This window comes from Streptomyces sp. NPDC012825, from assembly GCF_042900925.1.
GTDB lineage: Bacteria > Actinomycetota > Actinomycetes > Streptomycetales > Streptomycetaceae > Streptomyces.
Genome location: NZ_JBIBBZ010000016.1, coordinates 19058 through 37653, shown reverse-complemented (window position 1 = coordinate 37653; position 18596 = coordinate 19058). Strand labels below are relative to the sequence as shown.

Genomic DNA, 18596 nt, shown 5'->3' with positions numbered 1-18596 from the left:
TCGTGTTCGACTTTCTTGATTCCGGGCAGTACGACCTGCTCGGCGCCTTCTGGGTGACGGCGCAACTCGCCCTCTACTCGGCGATCGGCTCGCTGATCTGGGGCACCGCCCTGGCCGCCATGCGGGTCAGCCCGGTCCCGCTCATGCGGTCCTTCGGCACCGCGTACGTCAACTTCGTCCGGAACACCCCGCTGACCGTGGTCATCGTGGCCTGCTCGCTGGTCCTCGACCAGACCCTCGGGATCACGCTCGGCGCCGACGACTCCGAGACGATCGGCTTCCGCCTCGCGATCCTCGGACTGGTCGCGTACACCGGCACGTTCGTCTGCGAGGCGCTGCGCTCCGGCATCAACACGGTGCCGCCGGGCCAGGCCGAGGCCGCCCGCGCACTCGGCCTGACCTTCTTCCAGGTGCTCACCCTGGTGGTGCTCCCGCAGGCCTTCCGCGCAGCGGTGACCCCGCTCGCCAACGTCCTCATCGCCCTCACCAAGAACACCACCGTGGCGGCGGCCATCAGCGCCGCCGAGGCGGCGCTCCTGATGAAGGAGATGATCGAGAACGAGGCCGACGCGCTCTTCGCGGTCTTCGCGGTCTTCGCCTTCGGCTTCATCGTCCTCACCCTCCCCACCGGCCTCGTCCTGGGCTGGGCGGCCAAGCGACTGGCGGTGAAGCGATGAGCTCCGTCCTGTACGACAACCCCGGCCCGCGCGCCAAGCGGCGCAACGTCCTCTACACGGTCGCCTTCCTGGCGGTCCTCGCCGTGCTGGCCTGGTGGGTGCTCTCCGCCCTGGCCGACAAGGGTCAGCTGTCGGCCGACAAGTGGAGCCCGTTCGTCACCGACTCCCGGGTCTGGACGACGTACCTGCTGCCGGGTCTGGTCGAGACCCTCAAGGCCGCCGCGCTCTCCATCGTGATCGCGCTGCCGCTCGGCGCCCTGCTCGGCATCGGCCGGCTCTCGGACCACCACTGGGTCCGGGTGCCCGTCGGCGCGGTCGTGGAGTTCTTCCGCGCCATCCCGGTCCTGCTCCTGATGATGTTCGCGAGCGCCGTGTACGCGCAGTTCACGACCGTCAGCTCCGACTTCCGCCCGCTGTACGCGGTCGTCACCGGCCTGGTCCTCTACAACGCCTCGGTCATCGCCGAGGTCGTCCGGGCCGGCGTGCTCTCGCTGCCCCGGGGCCAGGGCGACGCGGCCGTCGCGCTCGGCATGCGCAAGAGCCAGACCATGCTGTACGTGCTGCTTCCGCAGGCCGTGACCGTCATGCTCCCGGCCCTGGTCAGCCAGCTCGTCGTGATCGTCAAGGACACCGCGCTCGGCGGCGTCATGCTCGGCTTCGCGGAGCTGCTCAGCCAGAACCGGCAGGTCACAGCCAACTACGGCGCCAACACGATCGCCACCTTCACGGTCATCGCGCTGATCTTCATCGCCATCAACTTCGCCCTGACCACCCTGGCCGGCCGGCTTGAGCAGCGGCTGCGGCAGGGCCGGAAGACGGCCGGCGTGACCGAGAGCGCGGTCACGAAGACCGGCGAGACCCCGGCGGAGGCCGTCAGCGGCGCGTGACCCCTCGAAGGGCCCGGAACGACGGGGCCGACCACGGGGGACCCGGAACGACAGGGCGGGCGGGAGCGGCACCGACACGAGGTGCCGCTCCCGCCCGCCCGTCGTGTACGTCACCGAGGCCCGGGCCCGGCGGCCTCTTCCGCCCGCCGCACACGGCACCACATCGCCCCTGGCAGTCCTCCCCTCCCATCGCGTACGCCACCGGGCCGGGTCCCCGGCGGGCCGCCTCCGCTCCACCGTTCGCGGCACCCGCGTGAGGTCGGCCGCACCGCGCCCACCCCGTCGCTTGACGCAAGCACCCCCAGTGGGTTGCATACGGTCTGTGATCAACCACCGGGCCCGTGCCACACTCGACCGTGCTGCCCTCATGACCGTCCGGCCTTCAGGAGCCGCGCCGTGGACCCGGTGATCATCGTGGGCGCGGGACCGGTCGGTCTCGCGCTCTCCCTCGCGCTCGCCGCGCAGGGCGTGCCCAGCGTCGTCCTCGACGAGGGCCCCGGCAAGGAGGAGGCCCGCCCGGCCAGGAGCGTCGTCCTGCGCGCCGACATGGCCGCGATGGTCGAGCGCCTCGGCTGCGCGACCCTCCGTGACGAGGGGGTCCGCTGGGTCGGCTGGCGCGGCATGCGCCGCCGCCAGGTGGTGCACCACCTGGAGCTCGACCCGGGCCTCGGCGGTACGGAGGAGTGGTCCGAGGACCCCGCCGCGCCCGCCGCCCCGGCCGCCCCTCTGCACATCCCCCAGCACGCCCTGGCCCGTGGCCTGCGCGACGCCGTCGCCCGGCAGAAGCTGGTCGAACTCGTCCCCGAGGCCCGGCTCGACACCGTCGAGCAGGACCGGGACGGGGTCGTCGCCCACACCCGGGGCCCGGCGGGCACCTGGTGGCGCGGCAGCCACCTCGTGGGCTGCGACGGCGCCCGCTCGACGGTGCGCAAACTGCTCGGGATCCGCTTCCCCGGCCGCACGGCGGTGGAACGGCACGCCGTCGCCGCGCTGCGCACCGAACTCCCCTGGCCCGGCGAGGCCCTGCTGCACCGTCAGCCGCCGTGGCGCGGCGCCGCCGAGGAGATCGGCGCGCGCCCGCTGCCCGACGGCGTGTGGCGGATCGACTGGCTGCTGCCGCCGCGCGGCGACCTGGTCACCCCGGACGCGCTGATCGCCCGCATCCGCGAGACCCTGGCCGGCTGGTGCGACGGGGTGACGCCACCGTACGAGCTCATCGACACCGGTGTGCACACCGTGCACCACCGGCTCGCCCGGCGCTGGCGGGTCGGCCGGGTGCTCCTCGCCGGGGACGCGGCGCACCTGCTCGGCGCGGTCGGCACCCAGGGGCTCGACGAGGGCCTGCGGGACGTGGACAACCTCGCGTGGAAGCTCGCCCTGACCTGGCACCACGGCGGCTCGGACCGGCTGCTCGACAGCTACCAGAGCGAGCGGCGGGCGGCCGTGGCCACCCGGCTGCGCGCGGCGGACCAGTCGCTGCCGGTACTGCGCGGCGGCGGGGGCCTGCGGACGTACCTGCCCGGGGCCGCGCGCGGCCACGACGCCCTCCTGACCGACGGCCACGTGGGGCGCGGCCCGCTGGGCGCGCCCCCCGCGTACCCGCACTCCCCCCTCGCGCCTCCGTACGCCGACGGGCAGATCCCGGTCGGCACCCCGCCGGGCGCCCCCGTCGAGGACGTGCGCGTGACCGCTCCCGACGGCACGACCGTACGGCTCCGGGACCGGCTCGGGCAGGACCGTCTCCTGGTCCTCCTGATCGCGCCCGGCACCGGGGTGTGGGACCGGCGCCACTGGCGGACCGCCGGGGTGATGCCCCGCCTCGAAGAGGCCGTGCGCACCCTGCCGGTGAAGGCCGAGGTCCTGGTGTCGGAGACCTACCCGGGAGCTCCGGCCCACGCCGTCCTCCTCGTACGGCCCGACGGGCACCTCGTCGCCGCCTTCTCCGGGGTGCGCCCCGAGGAGCTGCACGCGGCGGCGGACGCGGCCCGCGGCGGGCCCCTCCCCGACCGGGAACCCGCCGAGGCGCCCGCCGGGACGTCCTCCGAGGCGTCCGCGGAGAGTGACCGCACGGCGGACATGCATTGATTCCGCCGGGGACGCGTGGTGTACTCCGGAGCGTGACCGACACCGATGTGCGCCTGTGGCGGAGGGTCCATATGGACCTCCTCCGCTATGCGGGCTGCGTGTGTCGCCCGTCCTGCTGATCTCGCCCCTTTCCCGCGCGCCCCGCCGCACTCCCGCCGCACCTCCTCCGCGTCCTCCGACGCGGGTCCGTGCGTGCCGTGTGCCGTCGCGCGCCCTTCGCGAACCCCAGGACGGTCACCCGTGTCCCAGCACGCCACCCCACTTCCGCCCACCATCACCGCTCCGGCCGCGCCGGCCGCTTCGGCCTCTCCGACGGCGACCGAGCTGCTCGACTTCGTCCGGCGCACGGCCGCCGACCGGGAGCTGATCGCCTCCCTGCCGCTCGACCCCGAGGGCCGTACCTGGGTGCGGCTCGACGGCCCCGGCGGCAGCGAGGCCTGGCTCATCGGCTGGCCGCCCGGCACCGGCACCGGCTGGCACGACCACGCCGAGTCCCAGGGAGCCTTCGCGACCGCGCGCGGGACGCTGACCGAGAACGCGCTCGCGGTCCGGCTGCCGGCGAGCGGCTGGAAGACCCTGGAACTGGCCGACGGGGTGGACCGCTCCCGTCGTCTGGGAGAGGGCGTGGGCCGGGCCTTCGGCCGCCACCACGTGCACGAGGTGCTCAACGAGTCCCCGGACACCCACGCGGTGTCGGTGCACGCCTACTATCCGCCGCTCCCGCTGATCCGGCGCTTCAGCCGGACGGGCGCGGTGCTCCGTCTCGAGCAGGTCGAGCGCCCGGAGGACTGGCAGTGAGCGGGAAGCAGGAGGAACGGAAGGAACGGAGGGAACAGGTGACGGAGCGGGTGGGCATCGACGAACTCCTGGAGCAGGTCAGGTCGGGCCTCGACCGGATCGAGCCCCGGGCCGCCCACGAGGCGTACGAGGCGGGCGACGCGCTCCTGGTGGACACGCGCTACGCGGCCCTGCGGGAACGGGACGGGCTGATCCCGGGCGCGCTGGTCGTGGAGCGCAACGAACTGGAATGGCGGCTGGACCCCCTGGGCAGCCACCGCGCGGCGGAGGCCGACAGTCACGACCTGCGGGTGGTGGTCCTCTGCAACGAGGGCTACGCCTCCTCCCTCGCGGCCGAGTCCCTGCGCCGTCTGGGCCTGCACCGGGCGACCGATCTCATCGGCGGCTTCCAGGCCTGGAAGGCCGCCGGCCTCCCGGTCCTCCTCCCGGCGGCCCGGGGCTGACAGGACCGACCGGGCCCCTCTCCGGCCCCGCCACCCGAACCGGACGGGCCCTTCTGCCCCCGTGACAGAAGCCCCCGCGGTGCCGCCCCGGTGCCAGAAGCCGTTCCTGTACCGTAAGCCGCCCCCGTACTGGAAGCCGTCCCCGTGTCAGAAGGGTTCGTCCAGCCCGTCCGTGTCCTCGCCCTCCGCCTCCAGTGCCTGACGGACGACGCGGAGGGCCATGCCCTCGGGGTATCCCTTGCGGGCGAGCATGCCGGCGAGCCGCCGCAGCCGCCGGTCGCGCTCCAGGCCGCGGGTGGCGCGCAGCTTGCGGGCCACGAGCTCACGCGCCGTGGCCTCCTCCCGCTCGGAGTCGAGCTGGTCCACGGCCTCCTGGATGAGGGTGGGTTCGACGCCCTTGGTGCGCAGCTCCCGGGCGAGGGCGCGGCGGGCGAGGCCCCGGCCGTGGTGGCGGGACTCCACCCAGGCCCCCGCGAAGGCGGCGTCGTCGATGAGCCCGACGTCCTCGAAGCGGGAGAGGACCTCTTCCGCCACCTCGTCGGGGATCTCCCGCTTGCGCAGCGCGTCGGCCAGTTGCTTGCGCGTGCGGGGGGTCCCGGTGAGCAGGCGCAGGCAGATCGCGCGCGCCCGCTCAGCCGGATCCTGGGGTGACAGCTCCTTCTCGGCCCTCGACGAGTCGGCGCTGTCACCCGGCCATTCGGTGCGACCGGTCACCGGTTCAGCTCTTGACCGCGGTGGCCTTGGTCGCCTTCACGGTCTTGGCCGCGGGTGCCGGAAGGCCCTTGGCGGCGTCGTCCGCACCGGCCGTGTCCGTGGCCGCCGCGTCCGCGCCCGGCTCGGCCGACAGGGTCTCGGGCCGGACGCCGACGCCCAGCTTCTCCTTGATCTTCTTCTCGATCTCGTTGGCGAGGTCGGGATTGTCCTTCAGGAAGTTGCGGGCGTTCTCCTTGCCCTGGCCGAGCTGGTCGCCCTCGTAGGTGTACCAGGCACCCGCCTTGCGGACGAAGCCGTGCTCCACGCCCATGTCGATCAGACCGCCCTCGCGGCTGATGCCCTGGCCGTAGAGGATGTCGAACTCCGCCTGCTTGAAGGGGGGCGCGACCTTGTTCTTGACGACCTTGACGCGGGTGCGGTTGCCGACCGCGTCCGTGCCGTCCTTGAGGGTCTCGATGCGACGGATGTCGAGGCGCACCGAGGCGTAGAACTTGAGGGCGCGGCCACCGGTCGTGGTCTCCGGCGAGCCGAACATCACGCCGATCTTCTCGCGGAGCTGGTTGATGAAGATCGCGGTGGTCTTGGACTGGTTGAGCGCGCTGGTGATCTTCCGGAGGGCCTGGCTCATCAGGCGGGCCTGGAGACCCACGTGCGAGTCGCCCATCTCGCCCTCGATCTCCGCGCGCGGGACGAGCGCGGCGACGGAGTCGATGACGATCAGGTCGAGGGCGCCGGAACGGACCAGCATGTCGACGATCTCGAGGGCCTGCTCGCCGTTGTCCGGCTGGGACAGGATGAGGTTGTCGATGTCGACGCCGAGTTTCTTGGCGTACTCGGGGTCGAGGGCGTGCTCGGCGTCGACGAAGGCGACCTGGCCGCCGGCCTTCTGCGCGTTGGCGACGGCGTGCAGGGTCAGGGTCGTCTTGCCGGAGGACTCCGGTCCGTAGACCTCCACGACACGGCCGCGCGGCAGTCCGCCGACACCGAGAGCGACGTCCAGGGCGGTCGAGCCGGTGGGGATCACCTCGATCGGCTCCTGGGTGCGGTCGCCCATGCGCATCACGGCGCCCTTGCCGAATTGGCGTTCAATCTGTGCGAGCGCGGCGTCGAGCGCCTTCTCGCGGTCGGTTCCTGCCATGGGTTCCACCCGGTTTGCTTGAGTCGATCGCTTCATGTGAAAGACGCTAACCCCTGCCACTGACAATGGGCCCCGGCGTCCCGCCCGCCCTGTGGAAAACCCCGCGACAACCCCGCGATTCCAAGGGCCGGACCTCCATGAGAATGGATGTTCGATTTCAGTGTCAAGCGCGCCACGCGGTCCCGGGCCACCGCGCCGAGAGGCCTCCGCGGCGGCCGCGCCGGGCTCCTCAGGAGGCGGAGAGCCGTCCCGCTCCGGCCCCTCCGGGCCGCTGTCACAGCTCCGTGCCATCCTGCGGAGCATGTCTCTCGCCGATCTCACTCTCGACCGGTGGCGGTCCTTCGATCCGTCCTCGGCACGCCGTTTCGCCCGGGAGGCCGCACGCCTGGTGGACGGGCGCGTGAGCGCCGTCGACACGGTCGAGCACCTCGGCGCCCCACTGCACCGCGTCCGCGTGGAGCGGGACGGCCGGGAGTTCGCCCTGATACCCGGTGGCCGCGTGACCCTCGGGCTCGACGCCGGGGCCTGGCGGCCGACGCCCGGACAGGTCGCCGACTACGCGGAGAGCGTGGAGCAGGGCTTCGGCCACGAATCCGACCTGCGGGCGCACCTCGCGCGCGTGCTCAGCCCCCGCCGCGACGTCACGCTGCCCACGGTCCTCATGGCCGTGGACGGCGAGCCCCTGTCGGAGCCGCCCGCGGCCGTGCCGGCCGCGCTCGCGGCGCGCGGACTGCGAATGCCGGGTCCGGACGAATGGGAGCACGCCTGCGGCGCCGGCGCGGGCACCCTGTTCCGGTGGGGCGACGAATGCCCCCTCGACCGGGACCCCTACGAGGACGGCACCGGCCCGCACCGCTCGCCGAACGCCTTCGGCCTCCGCATCGCCCACGACACGTACGACATGGAGCTGACGAGCGACCCCACCGCGGTGCACGGCGGGGACGGCGGCGAGTCGGTGTGCGGCGGCTACGGGCACCTGCTGGCGTGGCTCCCTCTGGCCACCGCCCACCGCAACCCCACCACGGCCGAGTTCGTGTACGGCCCGGACGGCGAGGACCTCGTCGGGGATCTCTCCGTCCGCCCCGTCCTCCCGCCCTGAACCCACCGGGCCGCTCCGGACCCGCCGGGCAGCCGGTCCGAAGGCGCTCAGCGGGCGCGCGCCTCCGTCATCCCCGTACCATCGGCAGCAGCTCCGGACGCTTGGCCCCGCGGCCGTCGCCGGACGACCGCCCGCGCAGCCGCCGGCCGACCCAGGGCCCCAGGAAGGCACCGGCCCAGCGCAGTTCGGCGCGGAGGCCGGCGGCGGCAGCGGGAGCGTCCAGGAGTCGTCGGCGCCGGGCAGGTCGAGGGCCTGGGCGACGGCGGCGGCGATGCGCGCGTGGCCCAGCGGTCCGGCGTGCAGCCGGTCGGGGCTCCACAGCCGGGGGTCGGTGACGACCGGATGGTGGCCGGTCTCCACGACGACGACGCCGTGCCGGCGCGAGGCCTCGCGGACGCGCGCGTTGAGGGCCCGGACGCGCGGGGCGAGCGGCCGGGCCAGCGGAGTGATGCGGCCGACGTCCGGGAAGGCGAGGGTCGCCACGCGCGCGCCCTGCCCGGTGAGCGCGGCGAACATCTCCTCCAGGTGCCCGGCCGTCCCGTCCGCGTCGAAACCGGGCCGCAGCAGGTCGTTGAAGCCGGCGACGACCGTGGCGAGGTCCGGCCGGAGCGCGAGGGCAGGCCCGAGCTGTTCGGCGCGCACCTGCCCGGCGAGGCGGCCCCGCACGGCCAGGTTGGCGTAGAGCGTGCCCGGCCGGTCGTGGGCGAGCAGCTCGGCGAGCCGGTCCGCCCAGCCGCGCAGGCCGCCGGCGTCGTCACCGTCGCCGACCCCCTCCGTCTGGCTGTCCCCCAGCGCGACGTACCGCAGAAACGTGCCGTCCGTCATCGGACCTCCGTCTTCACTCACGACCAGTCGAACGACGGGCGAGCGGGCGGCCCCGCGAGCCGTGCCCATCGTTCACTCACCACCATACTCACTTCTTTGACTAGGCAACGATGCGAGCATCAGTCGGCTTCGCTGCGCCCCGCCCCTCGACGCACGCCCCTCCCCTGCGCACATCGAGGCACCGGGGCACCGATCGGGCCTCCCGTTCCTCCGGTGCGGATCCCTCACCCGACCCGGGTCACTCCTCCGACGCCGACTCCTTCTTGTGGTGCAGGGCCTTCTGCAGCCGGGCGACCACCGCCTCGCCGTACCTGCGGTGTCCGTGGACGCGCGGGTCGTCCGTCACGTCGTACCGCTTCACGTAGGCGCCGAGGAAGGCCTGCAGGGTGGCGACGGCGGGAATCGCGATCAGCGCGCCGACGGCCCCGAGCAGCGCCGTCCCCGCGATGACCGAGCCGAAGGCGACCGCCGGGTGGATGTCCACGGTCTTCGAGGTGAGCTTCGGCTGGAGGACGTAGTTCTCGAACTGCTGGTAGACCACGACGAAACCGAGCACCCACACCGCGTACCAGGGGTTGACGGTGAAGGCGATCAGCATCGGCAGGGCACCGGCCAGATAGGTGCCGATGGTCGGGATGAACTGCGAGACCAGGCCGACCCACACGGCGAGTGCCGGGGCGTACGGCACCTCCAGGATCTCGAAGAGCACGAAGTGCGCGGCGCCCGAGATGAGGGCCATCAGGCCGCGCGAGTACAGATAGCCGCCGGTCTTGTCGACCGCGATCTCCCAGGCCCGCAGCACCTCGGCCTGCCGGGCGGGCGGCAGGACGGAGCAGAGCGCGCGCCGCAGCCGGGGCCCGTCGGCCGCGAAGTAGAACGAGAACAGGAAGATCGTGAGGAGCCGGAACAGACCGCCGAGGACGGTGGCGGAGACGTCGAGGACGCCGGACGCGCTGTTCTGCACGTATCTCTGCAGCCAGTCGGACTTGAGCAGGCTGTCCTGGACCTCGACCCGCGACAGGTCCGTGTGGAAGCTGTCGTTGATCCATCTGATCAGCGAGTCGAGGTACTTGGGGAAGTTCTCGACCATGTCGACGATCTGCCCGGCGAGCATCGACCCCAGGAGGACGACGAAGCCGACGCCGAAGACCAGGACGGCGAGGAAGACGAGGAAGGTGGCGAGGCCCCGGCGCATCCCGCGCGCCGCCATGCGCCCGACCGCCGGCTCGATGGCGAGGGCGAGGAAGAAGGCGAGGAGGATGTTGACGAGGAGACCGACGAGCTGGTGGAAGGCCCAGTTGCCCAGCAGGAAGCAGGAGTAGAGCGCGAGGGCCAGGACGAGCGCGCGGGGCAGCCAGCGCGGCATCCGCGCGGCGCCCGGCGTGGACGCGGCCTCCGGGGCGGGGGGCGTGCCCACGGCGACGCCTCCTCCGGTGCCGGCGGCCGGAGCCGGGGGCGCGGAAGCGGTCACGTCGGTCGAGCCGGTCCCGCCGGTGCCACTGGTGCCACCGGGCTTGCCGGTGATCCTGCCGGAGCTGTGAGGCTCGTCGGTGGCACGGCTCTCACCCATGTCAGGGGTCTCGTCGGTGCCGTGGGTCTCGTCGGTGCCGGACGTCTTGTCGGTGTCGTCGCTGTCGTCAGTCGGGGCCACCCCGCCAGTCTCGCGCACCGCGCGGACATTCCTCCCCGGCCCCCACGCGTCCCCGCCCTCGGTTCCGTATGACGGGTCCGACCGCCGACCCGGCGGAACGGGCCGGTCAGCGCTTGTCGGCGGGCACCTCGACGGCGGCGCAGACGGCGCGCCACACGTCCTTCGCCTCCCAGCCGGCGTCCAGCGCCTCCCGTACGGTCCGGCCCCCGAGTTCCGCCATCACGTGGTCGCTCGCGAAGGACTCGGCGTACGACGCACCGAAGTGCTCGGCCATCCGTTCCCAGAAAATCGTCAACCGCATGCCCCCAGTATCCAGCTCCCAGGAGTGCAGCCCGCTCCGCGGGTCTTGTCACCGCGGCTTTCCGCCCTACGGTCGGAGCATGGCCGAGAACCTCCTCCCCTCCGCGTCCTCGACTCCCCTGGCCCGCGCCGAGCGTTTCGTCTGGCTGACGGCCCGCGTCCTCGAACAGCGCCGGTTCGCCTACCACTTCCAGCGCGGTGGCGCGGATCAGGTCGAGACGGCGCTCACGGCGTACCTCAACGAGGACGGCGGTTACGGTCACGCGCTCGAACCGGACCTGCGCGGACCGGTCAGCCAGCCGCTGCACACCGCGCACGCGCTGCGGGTCCTGGACTCCATCGGCCGCTGCGGCGGGCCGCGGGTCGAGCGGATCTGCCGCTATCTCACGGCGGTGTCCACGCACGACGGGGCCCTCCCGGCGATCCACCCCTCCCAGCGCGACCACCCCTCGGCGCCGTTCGTCCCGGTCGTCGACTCCCCGCCGAGCACGTTGCTCTCGACCGGCCCGGTGGTCGGGCTGCTCCACCGCAACCAGGTGTGGCACGCGTGGCTGTTCCGGGCCACCGAGTTCTGCTGGTCGGCCGTGGAGTCCCTGGAGAAGTCCCACCCCTACGAGGTCCAGGCCGCCGTCGCCTTCCTCGACGGGGCCCCGGACCGCCCGCGCGCGGAGGCGGCCGCCGACCGTCTCGGCCGGCTCGTCCGGGAGCAGGGCCTCGCCGTCCTCGACCCGGACCGGCCGGAGGACCGGCCGCCGGCGGACGGGTACGCGCCCGGTGAGCACCACTTCCCGCACGACTACGCGCGCGTGCCGGACTCGCTGGCCGCGCGCTGGTTCACGAAGGAGGAGACGGCCCGCTCGCTCGACCGGCTCGCGGCCGACCAGGAGGAGGACGGCGGCTGGCCGATCCGCCGGCGTGCCTGGGCCCCCGGCCCGGCCCTGGAGTGGCGCCCGATCGTCACCGTCGAGGCCCTGCGCACCCTCCGCGCGCACGGCCGCCCCGTCGGCTGAGGGGGCCGGGCGCGCGGGGCGGTCTCACCAGCCCAGGGCCCGTACTCCCGCCGTGACGGCGACGGCGGCGCCCACGACGACCAGGAACGGTGCCCGCAGCACAAGGGCGACGGCGGCCGCGGCGAGTCCGGCGGCCCGGGCGTCCAGGACGAGGTCGCCACCCGTGCTGAACGTCTGCTGCGCGGTGAGCGCGGCGAGCAGGGCGACGGGGAGCAGCGCCGCGAGCCGCTGGACGAGCGGGCGTTCCAGCGCACCGGCGGGGACGAGCAGGCCGGCCAGCTTGACCAGGTAGCACCCGGCGACGGTGAGGCCGATCGCGATCCAGACGTTCATCGGGAGTCCTTCTCTCGTCCGGTGGTGGACCCGGTCCCGGACGCGGCGCGCCGGCCCCGCGCCCAGAGCACCACGGGTGCGGCGAGGGCGGCCGCGAGGACCGGCACTCCGGCGGGGAGCACGGGGAGCAGGCCGAGGCCGAGCAGGACGGCGAGGCCCGCGGTGGCCCGTTCGGTCGCGGACTTGAGCATGGGGGCGAGCAGGGCCAGGAAGACGGCGGGCCCGGCCGCGTCGAGCCCCCAGGCGGCGGTGTCCCCGATCGCCTCGGCGCCGAGCGCCCCGAGGAGCGTGGTGACGTTCCACAGGACGTACAGCGTGAGCCCGGTGGCGGTGAAGCCGATGCGGGCGGCCCGGCGGGACGGCTGGGAGAGCGCGACCGCCGTGGTCTCGTCGATCACCCAGTGCGCGGCGAGAGGCCTGACGGCCTTCGGCAGGGCGAGGAGCTGGGAGAGCCGCAGCCCGTAGAAGGCGTTGCGGGTGCCCAGGAAGAACGCTCCGGCGGCGGCCGTGAAGGGGTTGCCGCCCGCGGCGAGCGCGCCGACGAGGGCGAACTGCGAGGCGCCGGTGAAGACGAGCAGGCTGAGGACGCAGGTCTGGAGGAGGCCCAGTCCGGAGCCCGCCGAGGTCACGCCGAAGGCGAAGCCGGAGAGCCCGACGGCGACGCCGACACCGAGGGCGTCGCGGACGACGGCGGCGTCGGGCTTGTCCGGGGCGTCGCCGCGTATCACGGGGGATGCTGTCTGTTCTGCCACACCGGGGACGCTACAGCTACCGGGTCGACCGGTTCTTGTACGTTCTTGCACCAGGTCAGACGGGTCGGCGGGGTCCGGTGGGCAGGCAGGCGGACGGACCGGCCGGGCCCGGCGAACAGCCGGATCGACCGGCCCCGACGGATCAGCCGGCCCCACCGGATCAACCAGGCCTGCCGGCCCTGCCCGATCCGCCCGATCCGCCGGGCCTCGCGGGTTTTCCCCCGCCACGCGCGCGCTGGTAGGCGCCCGGTGGCACCCCCACGCTGCGGGTGAAGTGCCGGTTGAGGTGCGACTGGTCGGTGAAGCCGACGACGGCGGCCGCCTCCGCCGGAGGGACGCCGGCGTCGAGGAGCCGCCGGGCCCGTCGTACGCGCGCGTCGGTGAGCCAGGTGTGCGGCGGCATCCCGTACGCCTCACGGAAGGCCCGCAGCAGGGCGAAGGGGCTGGTGTCCAGCTCGGCGGCGAGGCGCTCCAGGGTCGGCGGCCCGGCCATCCGCCCCTCCAGGACCTCACGCGCGCGTGCCGCGTTCCGGGCGCCCGCCGAGCGCGGCGGGAGCGGGGTGATCGGGCCGCCGTGACTGCGCAGCATCCGGGCCGTGACGAGCCGGAGCAGGCTGTCGGCGGCGAGCGCGTTACCCTCCTCGGCGGCCCGGTGGACGCCGACGACGAGCCGTGCGGCGTACGGGTCGTCGATGACGGGCGAGGTGAAGCCGGCCGAGCCGCGCAGGGCGAGGGTGTCGGCGGCGATCGACCGGACGATCTCCGCGTCGGGGTAGATCGTGCGGTAGGTCCAGCCCTCGGGGACCCCTGCATGCCCGGTGTGCGGGGTGTCGGGGTTGACCAGGGCGATCTGTCCCGGCCCGGCGCGGACCAGCTCGTCGTGGTGGTGGAAGGCCTCGACGCCCTCGGTGATCGCGGCGAAGACGAACGTCTCGTGGGTGTGGCGGGCGAAGGCCTTGCGGACGTAGTGGGCGTGCAGCAGGTCGACTCCGGGCAGCTCGGGATACTGCCAGTACCGTGCCCGCTCCCCGCTCGCCATGGCTCCATTCTGCGCCAGGGGCGGACGGGACCGCCGCTCCGGGTTCCGGCCCGCGCCCTCCTGGGCGCGCCCACCCGGAAGAGGGACGGGCCGCCGCGCTGTGCGGGCGGTTTTCCACAGGTCCCGGCGGTTGTCAGTGGCCGGGTGCACGATGGGGGGCATGGTCAGGTCCGCGCTCGACTCGTTCTCCCCCGCGACCCGTGGTTGGTTCACCGGGGCCTTCACCGCGCCCACGGCGGCGCAGGAGGGCGCCTGGACCGCCATCGGTGCGGGCTCCGACGTGCTGGTCGTCGCCCCGACCGGCTCGGGCAAGACGCTGGCGGCCTTCCTCGCCTCCCTGGACCGGCTGGCCTCCGCGCCCCCGCCCGCGGAGGCGCGGAAGCGCTGCCGCGTGCTGTACGTGTCGCCGCTGAAGGCCCTCGCGGTGGACGTCGAGCGGAACCTGCGCTCCCCGCTGACCGGCATCCGCCAGGAGTCGGTGCGGCTCGGGCTGCCCGAGCCGGACATCCGGGTCGGGATCCGCTCCGGCGACACCCCGGCGGCCGAGCGCCGGGCGCTCGCGACCAAGCCGCCGGACATTCTGATCACCACTCCCGAGTCGTTGTTCCTGATGCTGACCTCCGCCGCCCGCGAGGCCCTCGCGGGCGTGGAGACGGTCATCCTGGACGAGGTCCACGCGGTCGCGGGCACGAAGCGGGGCGCGCACCTGGCGCTCTCCCTGGAGCGGCTCGACGAGCTGCTGCCCCGGCCCGCGCGCCGGATCGGCCTGTCGGCCACGGTCCGGCCGGTCGACGAGGTGGCCCGCTACCTGTCGCCGGGGCGTGCCGTGGAGATCGTGCAGCCGCCGTCGGGCAAGGAGTTCGACCTCTCCGTCGTCGTCCCCGTCGAGGACATGGGCGAGCTGGGCGGCTCCCCGGCCTCCGAGGGCAAGGAGGGCGGCGACAGGCCGTCGATCTGGCCGCACGTCGAGGAGCGGATCGCCGACCTCGTGCAGTCCCACCGCTCCACGATCGTCTTCGCCAACTCCCGCCGTCTGGCCGAGCGCCTGTGCAACCGGCTCAACGAGATCGCCTACGAGCGGGCGACCGGCGAGCCCCTGCCCGAGGGGGCTCCCCCGGCCGGGATCATGGCCCAGTCGGGGGCGGCGCAGGGCGCCCCGCCGGTGCTCGCCCGGGCCCACCACGGTTCGGTGTCGAAGGAGCAGCGCGCCCGGGTCGAGGAGGACCTGAAGGCGGGCCGGCTGCCCGCCGTGGTGGCCACCTCCAGCCTGGAGCTGGGCATCGACATGGGCGCGGTGGACCTGGTCGTGCAGGTCGAGTCGCCGCCCTCGGTGGCCTCCGGACTCCAGCGGGTGGGCCGCGCCGGCCACCAGGTCGGCGCGGTGTCGACCGGCGTGGTCTTCCCCAAGTACCGGGGCGATCTGGTGCAGGCGGCCGTGGTCACCGAGCGGATGCGGTCGGGGGCCATCGAGTCCCTGCGGATTCCCGCCAATCCGCTCGACGTGCTCGCGCAGCAGCTGGTCGCGATGGTCGCGCTCGACACCTGGCAGGTGGACGACCTGCTCGCGGTGGTGCGCCGGGCGGCGCCGTTCGCCTCGCTGCCCGAGTCGGCGTTCACGGGCGTCCTCGACATGCTGGCGGGGCGGTACCCCTCGGACGCCTTCGCGGAGTTGCGCCCGCGCGTGGTCTGGGACCGGGTGACCGGGGCGGTCACGGGCCGGCCGGGCGCGCAGCGGCTCGCCGTCACCTCGGGCGGCACGATCCCCGACCGGGGTCTGTTCGGCGTGTTCCTGGCGGGTTCGGACCCCAAGAAGGGCGGGGGCAGGGTCGGCGAGCTCGACGAGGAGATGGTGTACGAGTCGCGGGTGGGCGACGTGTTCACGCTCGGCACCACCTCGTGGCGGATCGAGGACATCACCCGGGACCGGGTCCTCGTCACGCCCGCGCCCGGCGCGCCCGGCCGGCTGCCGTTCTGGAAGGGCGACCAGCTGGGCCGCCCGCTCGAACTGGGCCGGGCGGTGGGCGCGTTCCTGCGCGAGATCGGCGCCCTCGGGGACGAGGACGCGCGGTTGCGGCTGCTCGCCGCCGGGCTCGACGCGTGGGCCGCCGAGAACGTCCTGGCGTACCTGAAGGAGCAGCGCGAGGCCTGCGGACACGTGCCGGACGACCGGACGATCCTGGTCGAGCGCTTCCGGGACGAGCTCGGGGACTGGCGGGTCGTCATCCACTCCCCGTTCGGGGCGCAGGTGCACGCCCCGTGGGCGCTGGCGCTCGGCGCCCGGCTCGCCGAGCGGTACGGCATGGACGCGCAGGTGATGCACGCGGACGACGGCATCGTGCTGCGCCTGCCGGACGCCGATCTGATGGGCCTGGACATGGGCCTGGACCTCCTCGACCACGAACCGGTCGATCCGGGCCGGCACGCGGACACGGTGTACGACGCGGACAAGGCGCCCGTCGGCGCGGCCGACGCCCTCTTCGACAAGGGCGAGATCGGACAGGTCGTCACCGACCAGGTGGGCGGCTCCGCGCTGTTCGCCTCCCGGTTCCGCGAGTGCGCCGCCCGCGCCCTGCTGCTGCCGAAACGGAACCCGGGCAAGCGCACCCCGCTGTGGCAGCAGCGGCAGCGCGCGTCCCAACTTCTCCAGGTGGCGAGCGAGTTCGGCTCGTTCCCGATCGTCCTGGAGGCCGTCCGCGAGTGCCTCCAGGACGTCTTCGACCTGCCCGGCCTGACGGAGCTGATGGGCGACATCGAGGCCCGCCGGGTCCGCCTCGTCGAGGTCACCACCCCCGAGCCGTCCCCCTTCGCCCGCTCGCTGCTCTTCGGCTACGTGGCGCAGTTCCTGTACGAGGGCGACTCGCCGCTAGCGGAGCGGCGGGCCGCCGCGCTCTCCCTGGACTCCCGGCTGCTCGCGGAGCTGCTCGGCCAGGCGGAGCTGCGCGAGCTGCTCGACCCGGACGTCCTGGCCGAGCTGGAGCAGGAGCTCCAGTGGCTGACGGAGGACCGGCGGATCAAGGACGTGGAGGGCGTCGCCGACCTGCTGCGGGTCCTGGGCCCGCTCACCGACGCCGAGCTGGCCGAGCGGGGCGCCGAGGCGGACTGGGCGGGCGAGCTGGAAGCGGCACGGCGCGCGATCCGGGTGCGGATCGGGGGCCGGGAGCACTGGGCGGCGATCGAGGACGCGGGCCGCCTCAGGGACGCCCTGGGCACGGCCCTGCCGGTCGGTGTGCCCGAGGCCTTCACCGAGCCGGTCAAGGACCCGCTGGGCGACCTCCTCGCCCGGTACGCGCGCACGCACGGCCCGTTCACCTCCCTGCGGGCGGGCGAGCGCTTCGGCCTGGGCACGGCCGTCACCGACGGCGCCCTCCAGCGGCTCGCCGCGTCCGGCCGGGTCGTCCAGGGCGAGTTCCACCCCTCCGGCATCGGCCAGGAGTGGTGCGACGCCACCGTCCTGCGCCGACTGCGCCGACGCTCCCTCGCCGCCCTGCGCCGCGAGCTGGAGCCGGTGCCCCCGGCGGCCCTCGCCTCCTTCCTGCCGCAGTGGCAGCACCTGGGGAGCCACGGCCTGCGCGGCGTCGACGGCCTGGCCCGGGCGGTCGAACAGCTCCAGGGTGCCCCCGTCCCGGCCTCGGCCCTGGAGAAGCTGGTCCTGCCGTCCCGGGTCCGGGACTACTCCCCGGCGATGCTGGACGAGCTGACGACCACCGGCGAGGTGGTGTGGGCGGGCGCGGGCTCGCTGCCCGGCAAGGACGGCTGGGTCTCGCTGTACCTCGCGGACGCGGCCCCGCTGCTCCTCCCCCCGTCGCATCCGCTGGAGCTGTCCGCGCTGCACGAGTCGGTGCTCACCGCCCTCTCCGGCGGGTACGGCCTGTTCTTCCGTCAGGTCGCCGACCAGATCCGGGCGACCACCCACCCGGACGCCACCGATCCCCAGCTCGCCGACGCGCTCTGGGACCTGGCCTGGTCGGGCCGGCTCACCAACGACACCCTCGCCCCGCTGCGCGCGCTGCTCGGCTCGGGCCGCACGGCCGGCTCCACCGCGCACCGCGCGCGTCGCACGGTCCCCCGCGGCCGGTACGGCACCCCGACCTCGTCCGTCCGGCCGGCGTCCCGCACGGGCCCGCCCACGGTCTCCGGCCGCTGGTCGCTGCTGCTCCCGCTCGAACCGGAGCCCACGCACCGGGCGCACGCCCTGGCCCGCACTCTCCTGGACCGGCACGGCGTGGTCACCCGGGGCGCGGTGGCCGCCGAGGGCGTGGAGGGCGGTTTCTCGGCCGTGTACCGGATCCTGGCCGCCTTCGAGGACAGCGGCCAGGCCCGCCGGGGCTACGTCGTGGAGGGGCTCGGCGCGGCCCAGTTCGCGATGGACGGCGCGGTGGACCGGCTGCGGGCCGCGGCGACCGCGCGCGACCGGGGCGTCGAGGCGGCGGCCGGCCCGCGCGCCCTGGTCCTCGCGGCGGCCGATCCGGCGAACGCGTACGGGGCCGCCCTGTCCTGGCCCGAGCCGCCGAACGGCGCCGGGCACAAGCCGGGGCGCAAGGCGGGCGCGATGGTGGTCCTGGTCGACGGCGAGCTGACGCTCTACATGGAGCGCGGCGGCAAGACGCTCCTGTCCTGGCCGACCGATCCGGACGACCCCGCCCTGACGGCGGCGGCCGAGGCGCTGGCCGCGTCCGCCCGCGCGGGCTCCCTGGGCACGGTCACCGTGGAGCGGCTCAACGGCGTCACGGCCCTGACCTCCCCACTGGCCCGTCCCCTGGAGGCGGCGGGTTTCCTGGCCACCCCCAGAGGCCTGCGCCTGCGCGCCTAGACGACGCGTCCCCGGGAAGAAGCCCGAAAGGAGCC

16 protein-coding genes and 1 pseudogene are annotated in these 18596 nt (G+C 74.3%); 9 read left to right on the top strand and 8 right to left on the bottom strand.

The features are described from left to right. Nucleotides 1-2: 2 nt before the first annotated feature. From ACFY7E_RS26255 to ACFY7E_RS26230, 6 genes are all read left to right on the top strand, one after another. Nucleotides 3-677, top strand: coding sequence for an amino acid ABC transporter permease (locus tag ACFY7E_RS26255; RefSeq protein WP_389488869.1), 675 nt, complete (start codon nt 3-5; stop codon nt 675-677). Next, entirely contained in the window at nt 674-1564 is an 891-nt protein-coding gene (locus ACFY7E_RS26250) for an amino acid ABC transporter permease (RefSeq protein WP_389488866.1), read from the top strand. Before ACFY7E_RS26255 ends, ACFY7E_RS26250 begins: the two co-directional genes overlap by 4 nt. A gap of 396 nt (nt 1565-1960) precedes the next feature. Continuing rightward, a complete protein-coding gene (locus ACFY7E_RS26245) occupies nt 1961-3649 on the top strand; it encodes an FAD-dependent monooxygenase (RefSeq protein ID WP_389488864.1) in 1689 nt (562 codons plus the stop codon). Nucleotides 3650-3681: 32 nt separating this feature from the next. Then, nucleotides 3682-3768 carry a putative leader peptide gene (locus ACFY7E_RS26240; protein WP_311307652.1) on the top strand — a complete coding sequence of 29 codons (87 nt, stop codon included), beginning with the start codon at nt 3682-3684 and terminating at the stop codon, nt 3766-3768. 121 nt (nt 3769-3889) lie between these two features. After that, the gene (locus ACFY7E_RS26235; RefSeq protein ID WP_389488862.1) at nt 3890-4447 is read left to right on the top strand and encodes a cysteine dioxygenase; all 558 of its coding nucleotides are present in this window, start codon (nt 3890-3892) and stop codon (nt 4445-4447) included. Then, nucleotides 4438-4890 carry a rhodanese-like domain-containing protein gene (locus ACFY7E_RS26230; RefSeq protein WP_389489003.1) on the top strand — a complete coding sequence of 151 codons (453 nt, stop codon included), beginning with the start codon at nt 4438-4440 and terminating at the stop codon, nt 4888-4890. Before ACFY7E_RS26235 ends, ACFY7E_RS26230 begins: the two co-directional genes overlap by 10 nt. A gap of 147 nt (nt 4891-5037) precedes the next feature. Here ACFY7E_RS26230 and recX read toward each other — a convergent pair whose 3' ends face one another. Beyond that, nucleotides 5038-5604 (bottom strand): recombination regulator RecX, encoded by a 567-nt coding sequence (gene recX / locus ACFY7E_RS26225; protein WP_389488860.1) that lies wholly within the window; start codon nt 5602-5604, stop codon nt 5038-5040. A gap of 4 nt (nt 5605-5608) precedes the next feature. After that, the gene (recA, locus tag ACFY7E_RS26220) at nt 5609-6742 is read right to left on the bottom strand and encodes a recombinase RecA (RefSeq protein ID WP_389488858.1); all 1134 of its coding nucleotides are present in this window, start codon (nt 6740-6742) and stop codon (nt 5609-5611) included. Between the two features lie 301 nt (nt 6743-7043). Here recA and ACFY7E_RS26215 point away from each other — a divergent pair, with 301 nt between their 5' ends. Beyond that, a complete protein-coding gene (locus ACFY7E_RS26215) occupies nt 7044-7841 on the top strand; it encodes a hypothetical protein (RefSeq protein WP_389488856.1) in 798 nt (265 codons plus the stop codon). Nucleotides 7842-7908: 67 nt separating this feature from the next. Here ACFY7E_RS26215 and ACFY7E_RS26210 read toward each other — a convergent pair. The 3 genes and pseudogenes from ACFY7E_RS26210 to ACFY7E_RS26200 all read right to left on the bottom strand — a co-directional run bounded on the left by ACFY7E_RS26210 (nt 7909) and on the right by ACFY7E_RS26200 (nt 10618). Continuing rightward, nucleotides 7909-8666: pseudogene (locus ACFY7E_RS26210) on the bottom strand (SGNH/GDSL hydrolase family protein). A gap of 238 nt (nt 8667-8904) precedes the next feature. Continuing rightward, nucleotides 8905-10032, bottom strand: a complete 1128-nt coding sequence (locus ACFY7E_RS26205; protein ID WP_389489001.1) for an AI-2E family transporter — start codon at nt 10030-10032, stop codon at nt 8905-8907. A 391-nt stretch (nt 10033-10423) separates the two neighbouring features. Further along, the gene (locus ACFY7E_RS26200; protein ID WP_389488854.1) at nt 10424-10618 is read right to left on the bottom strand and encodes a DUF3046 domain-containing protein; all 195 of its coding nucleotides are present in this window, start codon (nt 10616-10618) and stop codon (nt 10424-10426) included. 79 nt (nt 10619-10697) lie between these two features. Here ACFY7E_RS26200 and ACFY7E_RS26195 point away from each other — a divergent pair, with 79 nt between their 5' ends. Further along, nucleotides 10698-11627 carry a hypothetical protein gene (locus ACFY7E_RS26195; RefSeq protein ID WP_389488851.1) on the top strand — a complete coding sequence of 310 codons (930 nt, stop codon included), beginning with the start codon at nt 10698-10700 and terminating at the stop codon, nt 11625-11627. 24 nt (nt 11628-11651) lie between these two features. Here the strand turns inward: ACFY7E_RS26195 and ACFY7E_RS26190 are convergent, their stop codons facing one another. The 3 genes from ACFY7E_RS26190 to ACFY7E_RS26180 all read right to left on the bottom strand — a co-directional run bounded on the left by ACFY7E_RS26190 (nt 11652) and on the right by ACFY7E_RS26180 (nt 13751). Beyond that, complete coding sequence (locus ACFY7E_RS26190; protein ID WP_389488849.1) at nt 11652-11960, bottom strand: AzlD domain-containing protein; 309 nt, start codon at nt 11958-11960, stop codon at nt 11652-11654. Then, entirely contained in the window at nt 11957-12712 is a 756-nt protein-coding gene (locus ACFY7E_RS26185; RefSeq protein WP_389488847.1) for an AzlC family ABC transporter permease, read from the bottom strand. Before ACFY7E_RS26185 ends, ACFY7E_RS26190 begins: the two co-directional genes overlap by 4 nt. Before the next feature lie 160 nt (nt 12713-12872). Next, nucleotides 12873-13751 (bottom strand): AraC family transcriptional regulator, encoded by an 879-nt coding sequence (locus ACFY7E_RS26180; protein ID WP_389488845.1) that lies wholly within the window; start codon nt 13749-13751, stop codon nt 12873-12875. 160 nt (nt 13752-13911) lie between these two features. Here ACFY7E_RS26180 and ACFY7E_RS26175 point away from each other — a divergent pair, with 160 nt between their 5' ends. After that, a complete protein-coding gene (locus tag ACFY7E_RS26175; RefSeq protein WP_389488843.1) occupies nt 13912-18561 on the top strand; it encodes an ATP-dependent helicase in 4650 nt (1549 codons plus the stop codon). The last annotated feature ends 35 nt before the right edge of the window (nt 18562-18596 follow it).

Excerpts from the sequence above, each read along its gene's own strand:
- ACFY7E_RS26250 (WP_389488866.1), top strand. The coding sequence starts at position 674 with ATGAGCTCCGTCCTGTACGACAACCCCGGCCCGCGCGCCAAGCGGCGC.
- recA (WP_389488858.1), bottom strand. The coding sequence starts at position 6,742 with ATGGCAGGAACCGACCGCGAGAAGGCGCTCGACGCCGCGCTCGCACAG.
- ACFY7E_RS26215 (WP_389488856.1), top strand. The coding sequence starts at position 7,044 with ATGTCTCTCGCCGATCTCACTCTCGACCGGTGGCGGTCCTTCGATCCG.
- ACFY7E_RS26205 (WP_389489001.1), bottom strand. The coding sequence starts at position 10,032 with ATGCCGCGCTGGCTGCCCCGCGCGCTCGTCCTGGCCCTCGCGCTCTAC.
- ACFY7E_RS26200 (WP_389488854.1), bottom strand. The coding sequence starts at position 10,618 with ATGCGGTTGACGATTTTCTGGGAACGGATGGCCGAGCACTTCGGTGCG.
- ACFY7E_RS26195 (WP_389488851.1), top strand. The coding sequence starts at position 10,698 with ATGGCCGAGAACCTCCTCCCCTCCGCGTCCTCGACTCCCCTGGCCCGC.
- ACFY7E_RS26190 (WP_389488849.1), bottom strand. The coding sequence starts at position 11,960 with ATGAACGTCTGGATCGCGATCGGCCTCACCGTCGCCGGGTGCTACCTG.
- ACFY7E_RS26180 (WP_389488845.1), bottom strand. The coding sequence starts at position 13,751 with ATGGCGAGCGGGGAGCGGGCACGGTACTGGCAGTATCCCGAGCTGCCC.
- ACFY7E_RS26175 (WP_389488843.1), top strand. The coding sequence starts at position 13,912 with ATGGTCAGGTCCGCGCTCGACTCGTTCTCCCCCGCGACCCGTGGTTGG.